The 20,349-nt window shown below is 67.1% G+C and carries 19 protein-coding genes and 1 pseudogene; 13 read left to right on the forward strand and 7 right to left on the reverse strand.

The window, feature by feature from the left end:
• Positions 1–402 carry a GreA/GreB family elongation factor gene (locus tag ACPWT1_RS21180; protein WP_427913103.1) on the reverse strand — a complete coding sequence of 134 codons (402 nt, stop codon included), beginning with the start codon at positions 400–402 and terminating at the stop codon, positions 1–3.
• Between the two features lie 307 nt (positions 403–709).
• The gene (locus ACPWT1_RS21185) at positions 710–916 is read right to left on the reverse strand and encodes a hypothetical protein (RefSeq protein WP_427913104.1); all 207 of its coding nucleotides are present in this window, start codon (positions 914–916) and stop codon (positions 710–712) included.
• A 174-nt stretch (positions 917–1,090) separates the two neighbouring features.
• Here ACPWT1_RS21185 and ACPWT1_RS21190 point away from each other — a divergent pair, with 174 nt between their 5' ends.
• The 3 genes from ACPWT1_RS21190 (at position 1,091) to ACPWT1_RS21200 (ending at position 5,872) form a co-directional block, all read left to right on the forward strand.
• Positions 1,091–3,091, forward strand: coding sequence for a prolyl oligopeptidase family serine peptidase (locus ACPWT1_RS21190; protein ID WP_427913105.1), 2,001 nt, complete (start codon positions 1,091–1,093; stop codon positions 3,089–3,091).
• Positions 3,092–3,330: 239 nt separating this feature from the next.
• Positions 3,331–4,749 carry an undecaprenyl-phosphate glucose phosphotransferase gene (locus ACPWT1_RS21195; protein ID WP_427913106.1) on the forward strand — a complete coding sequence of 473 codons (1,419 nt, stop codon included), beginning with the start codon at positions 3,331–3,333 and terminating at the stop codon, positions 4,747–4,749.
• 1 nt (position 4,750) lies between these two features.
• Positions 4,751–5,872, forward strand: a complete 1,122-nt coding sequence (locus ACPWT1_RS21200; protein WP_427913107.1) for a glycosyltransferase family 4 protein — start codon at positions 4,751–4,753, stop codon at positions 5,870–5,872.
• A gap of 15 nt (positions 5,873–5,887) precedes the next feature.
• Here ACPWT1_RS21200 and ACPWT1_RS21205 read toward each other — a convergent pair whose 3' ends face one another.
• Entirely contained in the window at positions 5,888–6,595 is a 708-nt protein-coding gene (locus ACPWT1_RS21205; protein WP_427913108.1) for a phosphatase PAP2 family protein, read from the reverse strand.
• A gap of 59 nt (positions 6,596–6,654) precedes the next feature.
• Between ACPWT1_RS21205 and ACPWT1_RS21210 the strand changes: the two genes are divergently transcribed.
• The 3 genes from ACPWT1_RS21210 to ACPWT1_RS21220 are packed head-to-tail and all read left to right on the forward strand — an operon-like array spanning position 6,655 to position 7,965.
• Positions 6,655–7,026: a hypothetical protein gene (locus ACPWT1_RS21210; protein WP_427913109.1), complete on the forward strand. Its 372-nt coding sequence runs from the start codon at positions 6,655–6,657 to the stop codon at positions 7,024–7,026.
• Positions 7,023–7,283, forward strand: coding sequence for a DUF3606 domain-containing protein (locus ACPWT1_RS21215; protein WP_427913110.1), 261 nt, complete (start codon positions 7,023–7,025; stop codon positions 7,281–7,283). Before ACPWT1_RS21210 ends, ACPWT1_RS21215 begins: the two co-directional genes overlap by 4 nt.
• Before the next feature lie 19 nt (positions 7,284–7,302).
• Complete coding sequence (locus ACPWT1_RS21220) at positions 7,303–7,965, forward strand: SIS domain-containing protein (protein WP_427913111.1); 663 nt, start codon at positions 7,303–7,305, stop codon at positions 7,963–7,965.
• On the opposite strand, the pseudogene rfaE1 reads toward ACPWT1_RS21220, so the two are convergent.
• Positions 7,944–8,878, reverse strand: a pseudogene (gene rfaE1, locus ACPWT1_RS21225) (D-glycero-beta-D-manno-heptose-7-phosphate kinase). The gene ACPWT1_RS21220 and the pseudogene rfaE1 overlap by 22 nt on opposite strands.
• 288 nt (positions 8,879–9,166) lie before the next feature.
• On the opposite strand from rfaE1, the gene ACPWT1_RS21230 reads away from it, so the two are divergent.
• On the forward strand, positions 9,167–10,381 hold the full coding sequence (locus ACPWT1_RS21230; protein WP_427913112.1) for a glycosyltransferase family 9 protein: 1,215 nt from the start codon (positions 9,167–9,169) through the stop codon (positions 10,379–10,381).
• A complete protein-coding gene (locus ACPWT1_RS21235) occupies positions 10,378–11,310 on the forward strand; it encodes a hypothetical protein (RefSeq protein WP_427913113.1) in 933 nt (310 codons plus the stop codon). The genes ACPWT1_RS21230 and ACPWT1_RS21235 overlap by 4 nt, the downstream gene beginning before the upstream one ends.
• Positions 11,311–11,335: 25 nt before the next feature.
• Here ACPWT1_RS21235 and ACPWT1_RS21240 read toward each other — a convergent pair whose 3' ends face one another.
• On the reverse strand, positions 11,336–12,436 hold the full coding sequence (locus ACPWT1_RS21240) for a glycosyltransferase (RefSeq protein ID WP_427913114.1): 1,101 nt from the start codon (positions 12,434–12,436) through the stop codon (positions 11,336–11,338).
• 309 nt (positions 12,437–12,745) lie between these two features.
• Here ACPWT1_RS21240 and ACPWT1_RS21245 point away from each other — a divergent pair, with 309 nt between their 5' ends.
• Positions 12,746–14,047: an oligosaccharide flippase family protein gene (locus tag ACPWT1_RS21245; protein ID WP_427913115.1), complete on the forward strand. Its 1,302-nt coding sequence runs from the start codon at positions 12,746–12,748 to the stop codon at positions 14,045–14,047.
• A gap of 28 nt (positions 14,048–14,075) precedes the next feature.
• Here the strand turns inward: ACPWT1_RS21245 and ACPWT1_RS21250 are convergent, their stop codons facing one another.
• Both ACPWT1_RS21250 and ACPWT1_RS21255 read right to left on the reverse strand, forming a co-directional pair.
• Positions 14,076–15,176, reverse strand: a complete 1,101-nt coding sequence (locus ACPWT1_RS21250; RefSeq protein ID WP_427913116.1) for a glycosyltransferase family 2 protein — start codon at positions 15,174–15,176, stop codon at positions 14,076–14,078.
• A 10-nt stretch (positions 15,177–15,186) separates the two neighbouring features.
• Positions 15,187–16,029: a glycosyltransferase family 2 protein gene (locus ACPWT1_RS21255; RefSeq protein WP_427913117.1), complete on the reverse strand. Its 843-nt coding sequence runs from the start codon at positions 16,027–16,029 to the stop codon at positions 15,187–15,189.
• 365 nt (positions 16,030–16,394) lie between these two features.
• On the opposite strand from ACPWT1_RS21255, the gene ACPWT1_RS21260 reads away from it, so the two are divergent.
• The 4 genes from ACPWT1_RS21260 to ACPWT1_RS21275 are packed head-to-tail and all read left to right on the forward strand — an operon-like array spanning position 16,395 to position 20,105.
• Complete coding sequence (locus ACPWT1_RS21260) at positions 16,395–17,813, forward strand: hypothetical protein (protein ID WP_427913118.1); 1,419 nt, start codon at positions 16,395–16,397, stop codon at positions 17,811–17,813.
• Positions 17,814–17,817: 4 nt separating this feature from the next.
• A complete protein-coding gene (locus tag ACPWT1_RS21265) occupies positions 17,818–18,723 on the forward strand; it encodes a polysaccharide biosynthesis tyrosine autokinase (RefSeq protein WP_427913119.1) in 906 nt (301 codons plus the stop codon).
• Between the two features lie 12 nt (positions 18,724–18,735).
• Positions 18,736–19,749, forward strand: a complete 1,014-nt coding sequence (locus ACPWT1_RS21270; RefSeq protein ID WP_427913120.1) for a hypothetical protein — start codon at positions 18,736–18,738, stop codon at positions 19,747–19,749.
• Positions 19,740–20,105, forward strand: a complete 366-nt coding sequence (locus ACPWT1_RS21275) for a hypothetical protein (RefSeq protein ID WP_427913121.1) — start codon at positions 19,740–19,742, stop codon at positions 20,103–20,105. Before ACPWT1_RS21270 ends, ACPWT1_RS21275 begins: the two co-directional genes overlap by 10 nt.
• Positions 20,106–20,349 lie beyond the last annotated feature (244 nt).

A 20,349-nucleotide genomic window follows, 5' to 3' on the forward strand; every position in this document is an offset into this window, starting at 1 on the left:
CTACGCGAGGCAGTCGCCGTGCGCCTCCGGCTGGAACACCACCGCGGCGATGCGCGCGGCGCCCCAGGTGTTCGCCGGCGTCTTCCAGCGCGCAATGGCGCCCGCGCGCTGGCCCAGCAGCGCAAGGCCCACGGGAGAGAGCACGGACACGCGTCCCGCGGCCGCATCGGCGTCCTGCGGGTAGCTGATGGTGATCTGCTGCGTGGTGCCGCCGTCCAGGTGCTCGAGGAGCACCGTCGCCCGCATGGTCACCACGTCGGGCGGGATCGCTTCGGACTGCAGCACGTCCGCCTCGTCCAGCAAGGCGGCGAGGTCATCGTGCGAGGCGCAGCGCAGCTTGCGCAGCCGGGCGCAATCGAGCGACGTGAGCTGGCGATCGCCAGCAACGGAAGAGGGATGCATGGACGCACTCCGATCGGAATGGCGGCCCGGGCTGCGGGCACGCCGGACGCGCAGGGCTCGGGCCCGGCGGTCGATCGTTTGCGCTTACTGGGAGAAGGCGGACCGCCGGGCGGAGGGATGTGCAGGCGTTCGCTGCAGGTCCGGCAGGGTGGAAGCACGGGCCGCACGCAGCACCGCCACGCGGCATGAAGCAGCGGAGCAGGTGTGGAGGCGGGCCATCGGTGTCATTTGGGCGAGTATAGGCAGCCCCCGCGCACGCAGGGGCATATCGGCAGTGACACGAGGGTTGATCGATGCTCGCGCGCGGTCAACCCTTGCCGAACATGCCGCCCAGGCTGGCACCGATGCCGCTCGTGGCGGCCTCCGCGCCGCTGCCAAGCACGTTCTCCACCTGCGCGGCGATGGGCGCGGGAAGTCGTTCCTTCAGGAAACCGGCGACTGCCTGCACGGCGGAAGCGGCCTGCTCTTCGGACAGGCCGGTCTTGTCGATCAGTCGTTGCACGAGGTCGTTCATGGGGACTCCTGTGACGCGCGGAAGCGCGAGCTTCCTGTGTGCCAAGGACCGCTCGGGCATGCTGTCACACGTTGCAAGCAACTGTGCGTTCCATGCGCCTATCCGCGCGCCCTATGCCGCTCCGCATGCGCTTTTCCGTTTGCCACAATCCGCCACTCTTCCAGCCCTCCATCCATGCCCACCCTTCCCTACTCCGTCGAAGCCCACATCCGCCTACGTCGCGTGGGCAGCATCGCCGCCTCACCCGACGGCACATGGCTCGCCGTCGCTGTCCAGCGCCTCGATCGCGACGGCATCAAGTACGTCTCCGACCTGTGGAAGGTCCCCACCGACGGCAGTCCCGCAACGCAGCTCACGCGCGGCGAGAGCAACGACGTCGCGCCCTGCTTCCGCCATGACGGCGCGCTCGGGTTCCTCTCCAACCGGCAGCCGAACGAGATCGAGCCCGACGAGGACGCCGGGAAGCGCATGCAGGTGTGGGTGCTGCCCGCCGCGGGCGGCGAGGCGCAGCAGGTGACCGACGAGCCGCTCGGGGTCGAGTCCTTCCGCTTCGCCGCCGAAGCCGATCGCCTCGTGCTGTTCGCGCCGGTGCTGGCCAGCGTGGCGCATGACAAGCAGCGCGAGACCGCCGCCGAGCGCGCGAAGAAGGGCAGCAGCGTGCGCACCTTCCGCAAGCAGCCGGTGCGGCACTGGGACCACTGGCTGCACCAGGATGCGGACCGCGCCCACACGCACCTGGTGCTGTGCACGGCGGCCGGAGGCGATCGCGTCGACCTCACGCCCGACGTGCGCGGCGAGTTCGACATCGAGCCACGACTGGACATCGCCGCCGACGGCAGCCGCGCCGTGGCCATGTGGCGCACCACCGGCGACGACCGCGAGGACGACACGTCACTGGCCGTCTTCGACCTTGCGCGCCGCACCCACGTGCTGCTCCCGCAGAAACCCTGCACCAACACCGAAGACCCGCACTTCGCGCCCGATGGCAAGACGCTGGCCGCCGTGCGCTCCACCCGTTCACCACAGCTCGTCGTGCGTCCGCGCATCGTGCTGTTCACCGGCGACAGCGCTGCGCGCGAACTGGCCTCCGACTGGGACCGCTGGCCCAACATCGGCGCCTGGTCGGTCGACGGCAAGCAGTTGCTGGTGACCGCCGACGACGGCGGCGTGCTGCCCGTCTTCAGCGTCGACATCGCCAGTGGCCAGGTGCAGCGGCTCACGTCGTCGCAAGCCGGCGGTGCGCACGCCGAGGTCACCGCGCTGCCGCAGGGCGGCTTCGCCTGCAGCCGGTCCACGCTGCTCGATGCACCCGAGTGCCACGTGTACGACGGGAAGCCGCAAGCATCACCGCGCGGCCTCGCGCGACTCTCCAACTTCACGTCCGCCACCGAGTGGGCCGAGACCGAGAGCATCACGACGACATCGACCGATGGCGCGACGATCCAGAGCTGGATCACGCGGCCGAAGGGCGGCGTGAAGCAGAAGCCCGTGCTGCTGTGGATCCACGGCGGCCCCATCGGCATGAGCGGCGACGGCTGGCACTGGCGCTGGAATGCGCTGCTTGCCGTGGCGCAGGGCTACACGGTCGTGCAGCCCAATCCGCGCGGGTCCACCGGCTTCGGGCAGGACTTCGTGCAGGGCATCTGGGGCAACGTGTGGGGCGCGCAGTGCTACCGCGACCTGATGGCCGTGACCGACGCGCTGGAGCAGCGCGCCGATGTCGACAGGACCCGCATCATGGCCATGGGCGGCAGCTTCGGCGGCTACATGACCAACTGGATCGGCACGCAGACACAGCGCTTCCGCTGCCTGGTCACGCACGCGAGCATCGTCACCATGGCGGCGTTCACCGGCACCACCGACCACCCGGCCTGGTGGTACCTGGAGATGGGCGGCGAGAACCCGTATGCCGATCCCGCGGGCTACGACCGCTTCGCGCCGATCCGCCACATCGCGAACTGGAAGACGCCTGCGCTCATCATCCATGGCGAGAAGGACTACCGCTGCCCCATCAGCGAGGGCCTGAACCTCTTCGAGGCGCTGCAGTACCACGGCGTCGACAGCGAACTGGTGGTGTTCCCCGACGAGAACCACTGGATCCTCAAGCCCCGCAACGTGGTGGCGTGGTACGAGCAGGTGCTCGGGTTCATCGGCAGGCACATGCGGCCGGCTTGACACGAGAAGCGACTGGGTTCGACTGGGCTCGTTGGCGGCTCAGGCTCTGCCGGAACGTTGTTGCCGCCTGCACAGCTGCGGCCGAGTGCAGACGAGAGGAGCGGACTCTCCGCAGCTCTCCGCGACTGGGTCGCCCGTGTCCCAGGCGTCTCCGTAGTTGCAACTGCCTATCCGCAGCGGGACTAAGCTGCGATTGCCAGCAGATCTGCCGCCGAAACAATGGGCCACCTGTTGTTCGGATGGAGAGCGCGATGCCCAGGAGTGCGGAGCAAGGCCCGAACATCGCGGTCGCGAACGCGATCCCGATGCTCCTTCGCTCCTTTGGCGACCCGCTGATCGCAGACGCGAGCTACCTCGGGATGGTGACCCTGACGGGACGCCAGCTCGGCGAGAACGACATCATCGCGATGCTCATCGTGATGCTGCTGGTGCTTCCCGGGACCGTCACCTTCCGCCGTTTCAGCTGGGCGATCTTCCAGAAGCTGGTCTTCCGTTGGGCCGTGCTCGTCGGGCTGCTCGTGGTCGTCGGGACGCTCGTCGATCGGGTCCTCTATCGCACCACGCCGCTGCTGGAGCCAGGCTTCATCGCGGAGTGGTCGCTCGTCGCGCTGGCAGCCCTGCTCCTGACGCATGCGATCACTGCGTGGCTCGCCCCGTTCCTGGACCAGATGACACCGAAACGATCGGCGGTGATCGTGGGCGTCAATCCGGTCGCGCTCCGCGTGGGCGCCAGCCTGGCCCGAGGTGAACGGCCGAACGAGCAGCTGCTGGGCTACTTCGAAGACCGCTCGGGCCAGCGCTCCGGGCTGGACGAGAGGCACGTTCATCTCGGCGGTCTTGCAGCCCTGGGGGACTTTGTCAAGCTGCATCGGGTCGGCATCATCTACATCTGCCTGCCGATGAGCCGCAGCCCGCGGCTGCTCGCCCTCCTGCGTGAGCTGCAGGATACGACTGCCAGCGTGTGCTTCCTTCCAGACTTGCTGGTGTCCGACGTCATTCATGGGCGTGTCGGCGCGGTCGCAGGCTTCCCCACACTCTCGGTGAGCAACACACCCATCGACGGGCTGGCGGCCGTGACGAAGCGGGCGCTGGATCTGCTCGTCAGCTTTTGCGCACTACCCGTCGCCCTGCCGCTGGCGCTCGTCATCGCGGTGGCCATCCGCACGACCTCGCCGGGCCCGGTCATCTTCAAGCAGCGCCGATTCGGGTTGGACGGCACCGAGATCGTCGTCTGGAAGTTCAGGACGATGCGGACCCTGGAAGACGGGGACCGCACGTACCGCCAGGTGACTCGCGACGATGATCGGGTCACGCCGATCGGCAGATTCCTGCGCGCGTCATCGCTCGACGAGCTGCCGCAGCTGCTGAACGTGATCGAAGGGACGATGAGCATCGTCGGTCCGCGGCCCCATGCGCTCGCGGTCAACGAGCAGTTCCGGAAGCTGATCCCCGGCTACATGCTGCGGCACAAGATCAAGCCGGGCATCACGGGATGGGCGCAGGTGAATGGTCATCGAGGTGGCGACGACCTCGATGCGATGCGCATGCGCACCGAGTTCGACCTGCAATACCTCAAGACCTGGAGCATCGGGCTGGACCTGCTGATCATCTGGAAGACCGTGATCCTGCTCGCGCGCGGGGACAACCACGCGTACTGACATGCGCGTGCTGCACGTCGCCCAGACCGCCAAGGGAGGGGTGGGCAGCTATCTCGACGAGGTGGTGCCGCTGCAGGCGCGCCGCTATGGGCCCGATTCGGTGCACCTGGTGCTGCCGCAGGAAGATGCCGCCCTCTTCCCCGGCCTGCAGGCCGCCACCGTTCACGGGTTCCCGCGCGGCTCTCTCGGCCGCGCCGGGAGCACCGCGCGGGCCGCACTGTGCGCCGCCCGCGAGAGCCGGGCATGGGCACCGGACGTCATCCACCTGCACTCCACGTTCGCGGGGCTCGCGAGACCGCTGCTGCGTGCGGCCTGCGGTGCGGCCAAGGTGGTGTACTGCGCGCACGGGTGGGCTTTCGACCGCGAAGGATCGGCGCACGCTCGCGCCATGGCGGCCGCCGCTGAATGGGCGCTGTCCCCGTTCTGCCATGCGATCGTGTCCATCTCGCAGCACGATCATCGCCGTGCACTCGACATCGGCATCGCATCGCCGCGTTGCCGGCTGGTGCGCAATGGCATCGCAGACCTGCCCGAGGACCCGCCACTGGCAGGACATGACCTGTGGCCCGCGGGACGCCTGCGGGTCCTGTTCGTCGGACGGCTGGACCGGCAGAAGGGCATCGACGTGCTGTACCGTGCCATGGCGGAACTGGGCGGCGCGGCCTTCGCCGTCATCGTCGGCCAGAGTGTGGTGGACGAGGGGCCTGGTGCCGTGCAGCCGCCCAACGTGCATGTCACTGGCTGGCTTCCCAGGGCCCGGATCAACGCCCTGTACCGGTCGGCGGACGTGTTCGTCGCCCCCTCGCGATGGGAAGGTTTCTCTCTGGTCACGCTGGAGGCCATGCGAGCCAGCCTGCCAGTCGTGGCAAGCCGGGTGGGCGGCCTGCAGGAACTTGTGGCGGACGGCTGGTCGGGGCGCCTGGTGAGACCCGGGGATGCGGGAGAACTGGCCGAGGCGCTGCGCGCGCTGGGCAGCGAGGAGTTGTCCCGGATGGGTGCACGCGGCCGCGAGCGGTTCCTGCAGCGCTACGACGTTCAGCGGGTGGTCCAGGAACTCGATGGCGTGTACCGCCAGGTGCTCGACGGCGGCCGGGCGATGCGGCCGATGGCCAGAGGAAGCTGACACAAGCCGGCAGAATCACCTGAATATCTTGAAGAGACCACCCACGATGGACCGCGTGCTTTCGAACAACTCGGTGATCTCGAACGTGACCAGGAACAGCGCCGGGTAGAACCACATCGGCCGCATCGACACCTGTTGCTCCAGGACCTGGACGACACAGGTTGCCGGCAGGACGCGGTTCGCCACGCAGCACACCGCTGCCCCGATCACCCCGCCGGCCACGATGTCGCTGAAGTAGTGCAGGCCCAGGTACATGCGCGGGAGCGCAATCAGCAGCGCGGTATACACGGCCGCGAGCAGGCCCACCGGCCTCGAGATGTGATAGAGCCCTGCTGCCAGCCCGAAGAACAGCACCGCGTGGTCGCTAGGAAACGAGCTCGCCTTGGCCAGCACGCCGAGGTTGACTCCATAGGGCACCACGAACGCGAACGAGGTCTCGTAGATCGGCCGGATGCGAAAGGGCAGCGCGACGACCAGCAGCCTCCCGAGGGCGAGCGCGGCGAGGCAACCGATGATCGTCGCGATGACATGCTCGCGATCGCGGGACTTGCCATCCGCTCGGGTTCGAAACCACGCCCACCAGAACGCGGCCATGATGACGCCCCCCTTGAGCAGGTCGTTGTCGGCCAGCGCCGAGACCATGCGGTCGAAGATCCATGACTTGCGGGCGAAGGCATCCAGGCCGTCGAGGATGCCCTGGTCAAGCACGGTGATCGGGTTCACATGAATGAGAGGAGGCGGCAAGTCGCCTGCACCAGATCGTAGCGTCGAACATCGCCAGCGTGTATCCGACCAACACAGGACATATCTACCTTGCCGCGATCTTTCGAGCGAGCAACGATCCATGCCCCCACTCTTCGGAGAAGCGAATGGCAAGGACAGATTCCGATGCCTGGCTGACCAAACTGGTTCACGACGTCGCGCAGTTCGACGGACGCGATCCCAGCGGCCTCCAGGCGAGCTCCGCGCAGGACGGTGGCATCTGGGTGAGAAGCGCCTCAGCCGTCGCGTACTACCCCCTGGAGGACTGGACCTGCCAGTTCAAGGCACACCTCGACATGGGATTCTTCAACGGCTGCGCGTCGCCTGCGTTGCCAGAGAGCCCGCCGGTAGTGCAGGAAGACCACGACCAGACACAGGCGGGGTGCACATGATGCGCTCCTCCCTGCAGCCCGCCCGCGCACCCGGCTACCTGGTGCGCGTCGCCAAACCCAAGCCGGCCCTCGCCATCGATACCGTGCCGGCCAGTAGGAGCGAGATCGACCTGGACAACGCACGTGAATTGAAGTGGTGGACGAAGCGCCTGGCGTGCAATGAAGTCCAGTTGCGCGAAGCGGTGGCGCGGGTCGGCCCCAAGGCCGCCCACGTGGAGCAGCTGCTGGATGGGGTCGAGTCGATCCTCGCGGTCTAAGCGCACAAGCCCGCAAGCGATGACGAAGGATCCCGTCGACCACGTCCACCAGACGCTCTCGGATGCGTCCGTGGCGCTGCATGACCTGCTGGGCAACAGGCCCGCGCAGGAGGCGATCGCGGGGGCCGGCCAGCTGCTCTCGACCGCCCTCGCCGCGGGGCGCAGGGTCTACTCATGCGGCAACGGCGGCTCGATGTGCGATGCGATGCACTTTGCCGAGGAGCTGAGCGGCCGGTTCCGGCTCGACCGGCCCGCCCTCGCCGCCACCGCGATCAGCGATCCGGGCCACCTCAGCTGCGTCGCGAACGACTACGGGTACGAGCAGGTGTTCTCGCGCTACATCGAAGCCCATGGACAGGAAGGCGACTGCCTGCTGGCCATCTCCACCAGCGGGAGTAGCAAGAACGTGGTGCGCGCCGCCCAGGTCGCGCGGGCCCGTGGCCTGTCCGTTATCGCGCTGACCGGCGCGCCGGCGAGCGTGCTGGCGGACCACAGCGATCTCGTGGTCTGCACGCCCGGCGGGCGGTTCGCGGACCGGGTGCAGGAACTTCACATCAAGGTGATCCACATCCTGATCGAGCTGGTGGAGGCAGGCGTGTTCCAGTCGACAACGCCCGGCATGGCGAACCCGGGACGCGCGCCGTCGGGCGGCACCGCCGGTCAGCCGAACAGCTCCTCATAGGACACTGTCGCGGTGCCGAATTTGCCGACCGCGATGCCGCCGGCCCGGTTCGCGATCGGCAGCGCCTCGCGCAGCGGCAGCCCTGCGCCAAGCATCACGGCCAGGGTGGCGATCACGGTGTCTCCGGCGCCGGTGACGTCGAACACCTCGCGGACCTGCGCCGGCACGTGAACGCGCCCGTCGGCGTCGAACAGCGTCATGCCTTCGTCGCTGCGGGTGACCAGCAGCGCATCAACCTCCAGCCGCGTGCGAAGGGCCTGCGCCTTGCGATCCAGTTCATCTTCGCCGGACCAACGCCCCACCACCTCCTGCAGCTCGGCCCGGTTCGGCGTGATGACGGTGGCGCCGCGGTAGCGCGTGTAGTCCGCGCCCTTGGGGTCCACCAGCGCCGCCTTGCCCGCGGCACGCGCCATGCCAATCATCCGCTGGATGTGAGACAGCCCCCCTTGCCGTAGTCGGAAAAGAGCACCGCGTCGTGCGTGGGCACCATGTCCGCGAACGCGTCGGTCTGCTGTGCCAGGACTTCGTGGTCGGGCTCGTCCTCGAAATCCATCCGCAGCAGCTGCTGCTGGCGGCCGATGACGCGCAGCTTCACGGTGGTGTGCAGCGCGGCATCGTGGTGCAGGTGCGCGCCGATGCCGGCACCCCGCAGCAGCGCGCGCAGGCGTTCCCCCGCATCGTCGCGGCCGACCACGCCCAGCAAGCTCGCGCGGGCGCCCAGCGTGGCCACGTTGAATGCGACGTTGGCGGCTCCGCCCATGCGCTCCTCCTCGCGGGCAACCTTCACGACCGGCACCGGGGCCTCGGGCGAGATGCGCTCGACGGCGCCGTGCCAGTAGCGGTCCAGCATCGCGTCGCCGACCACCAGGACCGGGATGCGAGCGAGATCGGCGGGCGTGGGGCGAGTGGTCATGGTGGCTCCTGCACGTCATGCACATGCGAGCCGCGCCGCGGTGCAGCAACGCCTTGGCTCCGCTACGCAGCCAATCTACGTGCCGGCGCCGTCGGCGCCCATGGGAGCAATGTCCTTCCATGGCCACGCGACCGCCAGGATCGAAGGTTCGTGGGGCCCTCGCGGACGCGACCCGTGACGAAGCTGTGATGCGCCCGCCGGGGTCGGCGGCTAGCATCTCGCGCTAGTGACCACCAGAGGCCGCATGCATTCCCCTTCCAGCCGCCGACGGACCGAAAGGAACCCGTGATGACCACCAAGCGCACGTTTGAGCTCGGAGGTCTGGAATACCTGCGCACGCACAGCCGCGCGCCCGGACTTGGCTATGCCGTCGCGGTCGCCGACCAGCTCGGCCGCGTGCTCTTCGGCCGCACGCACCCGAGCCCGCCGCCGCGGCTGGAGGGACGAACGTTGGTGATCGCCAAAATCGATCACCTTGGCGATCTGTTGATGATCACGCCGCTGCTGGTCCAGTTGCGCGCCCAGGCGCCGACCACGCGGCTCGTGCTGCTCATCGGTGGCTGGTCCGTCCCTTTGGCGCAGCTGCTGCAGGAACTCGGACTGTGCGATGGCCATGTGGTCCGCTCGCCGTGGGCGCTGCACCTCGGCGCCACCGTCGGGCGACGGATCTTGGAAGACATCCGCACGGCACGGGAGGCCGCTGGCCAGCTGGCCGGCCTGGCGCCGGCAGCCCTCGTCGACCTGCGGCCGTTCACGCCCAACAGCCTGCTCCTCGCCCACCAGTTGAAGGTGCCCTACCGCGTGGGCTTCGCGCTGCGCGGGTTGAGCTACACGCTGCATGCTTCATTGCGCTACGACGAAGACCAGCCGCTCGGGCAGCTTTTCCTCAATGCGCTTCCGGCGTTGGGTTTGCGCCCGGCCAATTACGACGGCCCGACCCTGGGCCCATTCGCGCCGCGCGTCGCGGAGGTGCCGTCACCGGCCGGGATGCCTTCGCAGCCCATTGTCGTGGTGCAGGCCGCATCACGAACTGCGGCAAAGAACGCCCCCCTCGCTGCCTGGAAGGCGCTCCTTCCGGTGCTGGCACGCACGCACGTTCTTGTGTTCGTCGGAAGTCGCTCCGATGCGAAGGTCATCGCGCCATTGCTCGCGATGGTGCCTCCCGACTGCCGATGCGACCTGACCGGCCGCACGACGGTGGCCCAGCTGTTCAAGGTCTGTGGCGCCGGTGAGATGGTCCTGTCGGTGGACTCGCTGGCTGCGCACATCGGCCAGGCCATGAACCGGCCCACGCTGGTACTGACGGACACCGCGCGCACGCCGAGCTCGTGCTACCCGCACGGCCGGCCAGGACTGCACCTGGTCTCCAAGGATGCGCCGCCTGTCACCCTCCTGGCCGCGTTGGCGCCCCTGCTCGGGCCAGCGCGGTGCGCGGGGACGCGATTGCGCACTGACCGGTGTGCGTCCTTCCCCTCGAAGGCCCTGGATCCGGCGGGCGAATGAGCCACTCCGCAGCCTCGACCCACGTGCCGCTCGCGCGGACCGTCGTGTGTTCTCCGCATTTCGATGACGCCGTGCTCAATTGCTGGTCCGTTCTCGACCGCGATGCAAGCTGCGCAGTGGTCAACGTGTTCACCGGCGCACCAGGCTTCACCTCCTGGGGTGACAGGCGGAATGGCGCGCCGAGTTCAGCCGCGCAGATGCAGCAACGCGCGCTCGAAGACCGCGAGGCGCTGGCCGTTGCCGGCAAGACGGCGATCAACCTCGGCATGCTGGAGGTGCAATATCGTGTGCGGAACAACCCCTTGCTCCACGCGGGACCGTTGCAATTGCTCTCCGCGGCTCTCAAGCAAATGCCGCTCTTGCGTTCCGCGGTGGTGCGCCTCCCGTTCGTGCGGCCCATGCTCTACGCGACTCCCGCTCCCGAAGCCGAACAGATTGCCGAAGCCATCGTGCAGGCTGTGCCGGGCGCATCCATTTTCTGCGTGCCGGCGGGCATCGGTGGCCATCGCGACCACCTGCTGGTGCGCCAGGCCGGTGCCGTGCTCGCGTCGCGCGGCCTGACCGTCCGGCTGTATGCCGACCTGCCTTACGCCGTGATCCACGGCTGGCCACTGTGGATCTCTGCGCCCGAGGGGGAGCGCGCCACGGATCGGGCGAGCGCCCTCTGGGCGCGCCACCTCCAGGCGCTCCGCCCCCAGATGGGTGAGCCAATCGAGCACGCCCGAGTCGTCCGGTTGACGCTCGGGGAGCGCGCACGCAAGGCCGAGGCGGTGCGCCGCTATACAACGCAGGTCGCCACAATCGACGCCGAGTTCTCCCGTGGCGGGCTTGACCAGGACAGCGCCTTTGCGCACGAGGTCTATTGGGACCTGCAACCGGCAACTCGCGACACCTCCCAACCATCTGGCCAAGTTCGCCTCGGCGCGTGAGAGGCAGCTTGCTTGCACCGGGGCATCAAGGATCGGGACTGCCCACCGATTCCAGCATCGCCGCGTGCTTCTCGATGACATGGTCGAGGCTGAAACGCGCGGCGGCTTCACGGCGCTCCGCAGCATGGTCCTGCGTCCGTCCGGAGCGCACGAACTCCGCCATGGCAGCCGCGAGCGCTTCGGGATCTTCGGACATGACGATCCGGCCCTTCTCGGGACAATCGATCAGGTCGCGCGGACCGAACTCGCAGTCGCTCGCGATGACGTAGAGGCCGGCACTCAAGGCCTCCACGATCGAGACCCCGAAGCCCTCCCAACGCGACGCGCTGACGAAGCAATCTGCCTGCTCCAGTTCCCGGGCCGGATCCGGAATCTTCCCGGTGAGTCGAACGCGGTCGCCCACGCCCAGGCGCTGGATCTGTGCGACCAGCTCTGCTTGCGCGGCGCCGTCACCCACGATCGTCAAACGGGCGTCGAGCCCTCGGGCTATGACCTTGGCGAAGGCTTCGACGAGGACGTCGTGCCCTTTCTCCCACGACAGGCGGCCGACCGTGACGAACTTGACTGCCCCGTGGGACCCGGCCGGGCGTGTGGTGCCTGAGAACTGCCGAACCGGATTGGGAAGGTACTCGACCCGGGCATGGGGCCCGACGTGCTCCTCGACATACCGGGCAAGGCCGGGCGAGACGGCCACGATCCTGTGCATTCGGGGCAGCAGGGCGTTGAAGAAGGAGAAGGCGAAACGCGCCCGTCGTGAACTGCTTCTCTCCTTCTTGGGGTTCCCATGGAGATGCATGACGAACCGGGTCCTGCCGGCGCACAGGCGGTGCCACAGCCATACGAGCGCCGTGGGCTCGAATTGGGCGATGACGACGATATCGCAGGGTTGCTCGCGCAGCACGCTCTGGACCGAAAACGGAAAGCTTCGCAGCCGCTGCACGCTTTTCCAGATGACCTTGTAGGGAAGGTCCCTGGACAGTTCGGCATACCGGTGGCAGTAGAGCACGGCGACGTCGAAGCGATCGCCATACCGTGTCGCCAGGCCACTCGCAATGTCATGCACGACGCGCTCGATGCCCGCGAAGTGGGTCGAGGGCGGTACCACATAGAGGATCTTCATCTTCATTGCTGCAGTCCGGTCCCAGGAGCGTCTCTGGCGAGATCACGACATGTCCGCCACAGCCATTGGATTCGCAGCTGCCCACGAGCAAAAGGGAGATTTGTCCTGATCTCATCCCGAACCTGGCCGTGCCCCCCGGCGCGGCGCGATGAAATCAGGACAAAACTCCCTTCCGAAGCGCACGCGACTTCGTCCATCCTCAAGCAGTCCCCTGCTTATGATGTTCCGGACAAGCTCCACGACCATTGACCCGGGCGTTGCCCGTGCCACGCCACGTGCTGGCCTCCCCGCGATCCTTGTGGAATCGCTCCGCGGATGAGTGAGCAGCTGCGCAAGGTGGCGCCGCCGGACATCGGCGTCTCGAGCACTGCCATCAAGATGGCGGAACTCGCGGTCGCGCAGGGCGCGCTGTTCGCCTTCCCGCTGCTGTTCGCGATCGTTTGCGCAGGCAACCTGGGGCCTGCCAACTACGGTGTCGTCGCCTTCTACACGGCGTTGACGGCCTTCCTTTGCACGTTCGTCGAGTTCGGATTCGACTCCATCGGGGTGCGTGAGGTCCACCTGATCGGCAGGCACAAGGACCCTTCGGGGGTGGTCTGGAACGTGACCCTGGCCAAACTGCTCGTCTGCCTGGTCACCACCATCGCCACCATGTCCGTGCTACTCGTGACGAGAAGCAAGGCGGAGACCTCGATCATCTATGCGTCGGCCTGCTACATGATCGCGTTCGCCCTCGACGGGGCCTGGTATCTGCGGTCCCTGGAGTTGATGCGCCCCGTCCTGGTGATGACGGTCGTCTCGCGGTCGGCCGGAATCGCCTTGCTGGTGCTCGTGGTGAACGGCCCTGGAGACATGAGCCAGGCCATGTGGAGTTACGCCTTCATGGCGTGGGCGAACGCCCTCGCCGGGTGGCTTCTCATGCGCAGATCGCGCGTGATCGGAAAGCCGCACCTGGATCTGCCGCACCTGAAGTCGCTGTTCCGCAGTGGGGCAAAGATCGTGCTCGGGAACCTGAGCGGCGATTCACTGACGAGCGGAGGCGTAGCCTTGCTTGGGGCGATGGCAGACCCAGCCCTGACAGGCGCGGCGAACATTGCCCTGCGACTCAGGAATGCGGGGCAGGCAACCATGCTGCCGATCATCCAGCTTGGTTTCGTGCGGCTGAGCGCGGTGATCGCGACCGACCGGAAGGCGGGCATCGCGCTGGGGCGGAAGCTGTTCTATGCGCTCACGACCCTGAGCACCACGGTGGCGATCGCGATCATCGCCAATGCAGACCGGCTCGTGGCGCTGGTCTACCGCCTCCCCCATCCCCCGAAAGATGCAGTCGTGCTGGTTCGTCTCTTCGCGGCCGGCATTCCGGTGAGCATTGCCGGCGTCCTGTTCGGCCTGCAATGCCTGACGCTGTTTCAGCAGGAACGTGCCTACGTAGCCGTCCAGCTGAGCGCATCGGCCGTCTTCTTCGGCCTGTTGCTCTTCACGAACGCCGGCCATTCCGTCAATTACGGCTGGGCGCTCCTGGTCGCGGATCTCTGGATCATGGTTGCCTCCGGCCTGTTTCTTCTCCGCGTGGTGAGGGCCGAAATGACATCCTCGCGGCCCGGGGTCGGCGCTTGAGGTATTACCGGCGGCCGATCGCCGGCAATCACCTGGAAGCAGGGTTGGCGACATACCGTGCAAGCGGCATCGCCATCGCCTTGGGCAGGATGACAACCAGCACGGCCCAGATCGCAAGGCAGGATTTCAGGAGGACGGAAAAGTCGGGCGAATTCCTGACGGCGTACCAGAGGTCCGTGCCCCGCACCCGGTCCATTGCGAGGCGGTTCACATACCGGTCTTCCCGGAGAACCTGGACGACGAACTCCTGTTTCTCGGTGCTGAACGAGATCAACCGCGTTGGAAGATCGAGCCCCAGTCGCTCCTGCACGTGTTGGCGGAACATCGCGATCCTCGCCCTGAGTCTGTCGGCTTCATTGCCTTGCTTTGCGGCGTTGCCGAAGACAAGGGAGGTCTTCTCCTCGTCACGCGACCTCTGCAAGCGATAGTGGCCCAGGACTTCCTCGAGGGCGACGACTGAACCGCGCAAGGCGCTGCCATTTGCGGTATAGAAGTCCGCGCCATGCTTGTCTTCGGTGATGGGCAGTGGAAACAGGTCCAGCAGCGCGCTGCGCGCGTAGGCGTTCCCGGATCCCGGCGCTGACGAATACAGGTACCCCTTGGTCGCCAGCAAGTCGCCGACGGCGCCGGACGACAGGACCCTGGGCGTGCGCCCTGCCCGCAACTCTCCGTCCGGGCCGATGAAGGAGAGCCGGAAGTGGGCCTTGGCCACACCGGGCACGATGGCAGCCACGACCGCTTCGGCCACTTGCGGCAGATACACGTCATCCGAGTCCAGGAACATGACGATGTCTCCGCAGGACGCGGCGAAGCCTGCGTTGTACGCGGAGTACTGACCCTCGTTGGCCTGGTAGATGGCCTTGACGGCGCCTTTCGCGGCGAACTCACCGATGACCATCCGGGATGAGTCGGTGGAGCCGTCATCGACAACGATGACTTCCATGTTCCGGTAGGTCTGCGCGAGTGCCGATTCGATCGCGGCCCGGATGAATCGCTCGTAGTTGTAGTTGCAGATGATGATCGACACGAGGGGAGCAGGCCGCGCAGTGGCCCGCGCGCGCACACTTGCGCTCGCGAGGCGCAGGAACCTTTCGGCGCCCGCGGCTCCCGATGTGAGTGTGCCCAGCATGCGCGTGGATTCAGTACTCGCCCATGTGGCGATTGGCCAGGTGGCGACCGACACTCGCGACGTGGCGCTGCAGCTTCCAGCCCAGCCGGCTGAGTTGGCCCTTGCGAAGCATCCGGGCGGCACGCCCGAGCTTGGTTCCCCAGTAGTCACGGAAAAGCGGAGCCAGGGTGCCGCCGTGCTCTTTCGTCATCGCCCGTGCCTGCAGCCAGAAGTCGAACCTGTAGAGGTCGGACCGCTGTCCTTCGCGGATGCGACCCGCACTCCACCAGTCGTCCACATACTGGATTGGAAATTTCTTGCTGATCTGCAACCACAGTTCCCAGTCCTGCACCAGCGGATAGCGCGTTTCGACCGGCCCCACCTGCGCCAGCACTTCGCGGCGCAGAAACGTACTCTCTTGCGGGATGTAGAGACTGGACAGCAACTCGCGCCAGGTCGCCTGCCGCGTGCGAAGCCGATCCAGCTCGATGCCGTGCTCGTCGACCCACAGGAAGTTGCAGTACACCAGGCCGGCGTCCGGATTGCTTTTCAATGCAGCAACCGCCTTGCTGATGGCCCCCGGCAGGTACAGGTCGTCGGCGTTCATCCACCCGATGATCTCGCCCTGCGCGAGCGATAACCCTTGATTGATCTTGGCGCTCAGCCCTTGCGGCGCCTGGGCGACAAGACGCACCGAAGGATGTCGGGCCAGGATGTCCAGCGTTCCATCGGTCGAGCCCGAATCGAGGACGATGTGCTCGATGCGTGGATAGTCCTGCTGCTCGACACTTCTCAGGGTCTCCTCGATGAATGCGCCCGTGTTGTACGAAGGCGTGACGATCGAGACGAGCGGCACGTCCGGAAGAGGATTCACGGGGCGACTCCTGTTGAACCACGGGAGAGTTGAACCTGTCGGGCAACGCATGCCCCCTGTGGTCGCACGAAGTCTATGGAAACGCAGGGGCGTGCTGTATCGCTTCGATGTCCCTGGCCGACCGGGACAAAGGTCACTGTTTGCGGATCGCAGATGCGAGTCCAATGCAATCGACCTGATGCCGGGCTTTCACCCGCATCGCGGTGCACCGGAGCGAAGGAGCAAGGTTTGCGCCAGGGAATTGCGATCAACGAACGATTCCTGCCCCGGAAAACGACGGGTCTGCAATTGCTTTCCAACGTGGCCGCCCACCACACGGAACGGACACAAGCGTTGCGCGCCGCCCTGATGACCGGAATCACGCCATGACGATCCAGCATTTCTTTCTCGCCATTCGGTACCGCTTCCGCCAGGCGCTCGGGGTCTGGGCCGCGACCCTGTTGGTTGTCGTCCTGCTCGGGGCCGTCCTGATGCCTCAGCGTTACAAGGCGTCGGCCGAAATCCTGATCGAGGAGGAGAGCCGTGACCAGATCGCCGGCGTCGCGCTGCCAGGCGCGGGGTCGCCGAGCCGGCTGACCACCGAGGCAGACGTCCTTCGCAGTGAACGCGTGGTCCTGCGGGCGCTGCAGGCGCTGCGGCCGCAGGACGTGCAGGCACTGCGGGATCGCTGGCAGCACGCAACGGGTGGGAGGGGCGACTTCAACGACTGGGTCGTGACTTACCTGCAGAAGACAACGGACGTGCGCCCCACGCGCGACTCCAGGGTGCTGTACGTGGGCCACTCCGCCTCGAATCCGCAGTTCGCGGCAGCTTTCGTGAACGCCCTGGTGAATGCCTACATCGCGACGGCGGTCGACCTGCGCATCGAGCCGGCGCGGCAGTACAACTCCTTCTTCGAGGACCGCGCCAAGCTGCTGCGCGATCGGCTGCACGAGGCGCAGAGACGGTCGTCTGAGTTCCACCGAACCAACGGCATCACCACCACAGACGAGAAGCTTGACGTCGAGGACGCTCGCCTGGCCGAGCTCAACACGCAAGTGGTTGCCTTGCAAGCGAGGGCCGGCGAGGCACAGCGCAAGCGCAGCGAGGCGTCTGCGCACCCTGGTGGCATGGAAGACGTTCTCAGGGATCCGATGGTCGCGTCCCTGTCGAGCGCGCTCGCGCTCCAGCAGACCAAGCAGCAGGAACTCTCGGAACGGCTGGGAAGCCGGCATCCCCAGTTGATCGAGGCCCAGGCCGCCACGGCGGACCTGACCGCGCGGCTGAACGCTGCCAAGCAACGTGCCGCCGCCGCGTTCGAGGGTGGCAGCAAGGTGCTCACCAGCCAGTTGGCCGAGCGCACCAAGGCGCTGGAGGTCCAGCGCCAGGAGGTACTGAGGCGCAAGGCCCTGCGGGACGAAGCGCGCCTGCTGCAGAACGAGGTGGACGTCGCGCAGCGGGCGTTCGATGCCGTGATCGACCGGCTGAACAAGACGACGCTCGAGAAGAGCGCCCCGCAGGTCAACGTCTCCGTGCTCAAGTCCGCCGCCATTGCCTCGACCCCGGCGTCCGGCTCTCTCGAGGCGAGGTTGTCGATCGGCGCGGTCGCCGGGCTGCTGCTGGCCCTGCTGGCGGTGGTCGTGGCCGAGATCCGCGATCGCAGGCTGCGCAACGCCGACGACGTGCTGGTCACGCTCAAGCAGCCCCTGCTCACCGTCCTGCACCCGCGGCGGCCGCCTAGCGCGCGTTCTCCGGCCGCGCGCCGGCTGCTCGCGCATGCACGGCCGTCCCTGACCACCGAGTAGACCCATGCCGCAAACCACCCCCGTCCCTCTCAACTCGCACGTGGCCAGGCGCGACGAGCAAGTCGTCACGTTCAGGCGCGATCGGATGATCGGCCAGATCCTCTCCCGGTCCAGGGGACTTGCGCCTTCCGACATCGAAGGGATCCTCAAGCGGCAGGGCCGGCATGGCGGCAGGTTCGGCGAAGTGGCCATCGCCATGGGACTGGTCTCCGAAGAGGACGTCCTCGAAGCGCTGGCCGAGCAGTTCGACTACCCCTACGTGCGCAGCTTCGGCGACAGCGCCCTCGACGCCGAGCTCGTCTGCGCCTGCGACCCCCTGGGGGAGGAAGCGCAGTCCTTTCGTGAGCTTCGGACCGAACTGCTGACGGGCGTCCTCGACGACCCCGTCCGGCGCGCCATCGCGGTGGTGAGCCCGGAGCGGGGGGACGGTCGCAGCTACGTGGCGTCCAACCTTGCCGTTGCCTTCGCCCAGCTGGGGGCACGAACCCTGCTGGTTGACGCAGACCTGCGGACGCCGCGCCAGCACACGCTGTTCGGGATCGGCGATTCGCTGGGCCTGAGCCACCTCCTGTGCGGGCGTGCGGGGCCCGAAGCCATCCAGCAGCCCTCACCGGTGTCCGGCCTGTCCGTCATCGGCGCCGGCACCATTCCGCCCAATCCCTCGGAACTGCTGCACCGCGGCACCTTCGCCGCGCTGATGCAGGACTGGCTGGCCGAGTTCGACCACGTCGTGGTCGATACGCCTGCGGCCAACCACGGCACCGAAGCGCGGATTCTCGCGGCCACCGCGCGTGCGGCGCTGGTCGTCGGGCGACGGAACACCGCGCGCATGGACTCCTTGCAGCGTCTCGTCACTTCGATCGAGAGGGGCCCCACGGCGCTGGCGGGCGTCGTGATGAACGATCACTGAGGCTCGAACGGCATGGGCGATCCACTGGGCACCAGCGCAGCGCGGCCGGGTGGCGCATCCGCAGGGCCGCTGCATGCCATGCGACACGTCGATCATCGCGGCGTGCTCGAGACCGGATCGCGCGAACTGCCTTGGTGGACACGCCCTTGTACCGCCAACCTCCTGTTCGTGTTCCCGATGCTGCTCGTCGTCTTCTGGGCAGGGGACAGCGACCTCAGCGGGCTGACGGTGCGGTCGGACAGTTTCCTGACGGTGTCGTTCATGGCCCTGTGCCTCGGGCTGGTCCTGATGTCCGCGCTGGGCGCCTGGCTCGGCGAAAACATCCACCCGCGCGCCGTCCTGCAGGTCCCCGACGAACAGCTCGTGCGCGTGGCGCATGGCCTGGGCCTGGTCGTGCTGGCCATGTACCTGTTCTGGTATCGGTCGGTGATCTTCAATCCGCCGGTGTTGCTGGGCGTCCTGACGGGCGCGGTCATGCCTGATCGCAACGAGATTGGCACGGTGACTGGCGTCACCTCCCTTGTCAACCTGCAGCCACTTTTCTTCTCACTGGCGGGTTACCTGCTCTTCGTGCGCAAGACGAGAGGCAAGGCCTTGAAGGCGCTCACCGTCCTGCTCCTGGTTTTCACCTTGTTTCGCGCGTACATCTGGGCCGAGCGCCTGGCCGTTGCGGAAGCGCTCGTCACCCTGGCACTTGCCCTGCTGCTGGCCATGCCGGTGCCCAGGCCGGACCAGCACGTGCGCCGGCTGGTCGTCCGGCTGGGGCCGTATGCGGCGCTGCCGGGCCTCTTCCTGTTCTTCGCGCTGGCAGAGTTCTTCCGAAGCTGGTCCTACTACCAGGACCGCCTCTCGTTCTGGGAATTTGCCCTAGGCCGCTTCGTGAGCTACTACTACACCTCGCTCAACAACGGAGCCGGTCTTCTGGCGACGTTGGACTGGCCGACCGGAAAGTTCGAGAACGTGCTGAGCTGGCTGCACACGTTTCCCATGGGCATCGGCCCCCTCTTTCCGAAACGGTGGACCTGACCGAGGCCACGAACGAGATCTTCCTGCAGCGCTATGCAGATCCCGAATTCAATACTTCCACGAGCTTCGCAGGGGTCGTGATGGACCTTGGCGTACCTGGAGCGATCCTGTACTTCTTCGCTTCCATGTTCTGCGCCGGCATCCTGTACTCCCGTTATGTCAGGCGCGACCTGGTCGGACTGATGCTGTACCCGTCCGTCCTGGTCGCGCTGTTCGAAAGCTTCCGCTATTGCTACTGGGGCACGTCGCGGGCGGTCGTCTGGTTCCTGGGGGCCGTGCTGGTGCTGGCCGTGCTCTGGGGGTGCGGCGTGATCGGCGCGGGACGGCCGATCCCGAGAGTGGCCCGCTCTCGATGAGCCCCTTGCCAATTGGACCTTGTGCGCCGTGCGCTGTTGGCGAGCGGCGCTGGCTTGCTGCCTCGGCCATTCCGGCCCGGGCAATGAATCTGCCCCCGCGGAGGCTGGCGTAGTCCACTCGAATCGACGAGGTCGCGTCTGCGATGCGCGAAGGACAACTCGGCGGCTCTCGGACGTGCCCCTGCCCGAGCCAGCGCAATCGCGTCACAGGAGCCGCCCGATCCCTGGATGCTGCGCGACACGG

The organism is Ramlibacter sp. MMS24-I3-19 (assembly GCF_050320135.1).
Classification (GTDB): Bacteria; Pseudomonadota; Gammaproteobacteria; order Burkholderiales; family Burkholderiaceae_C; genus Ramlibacter.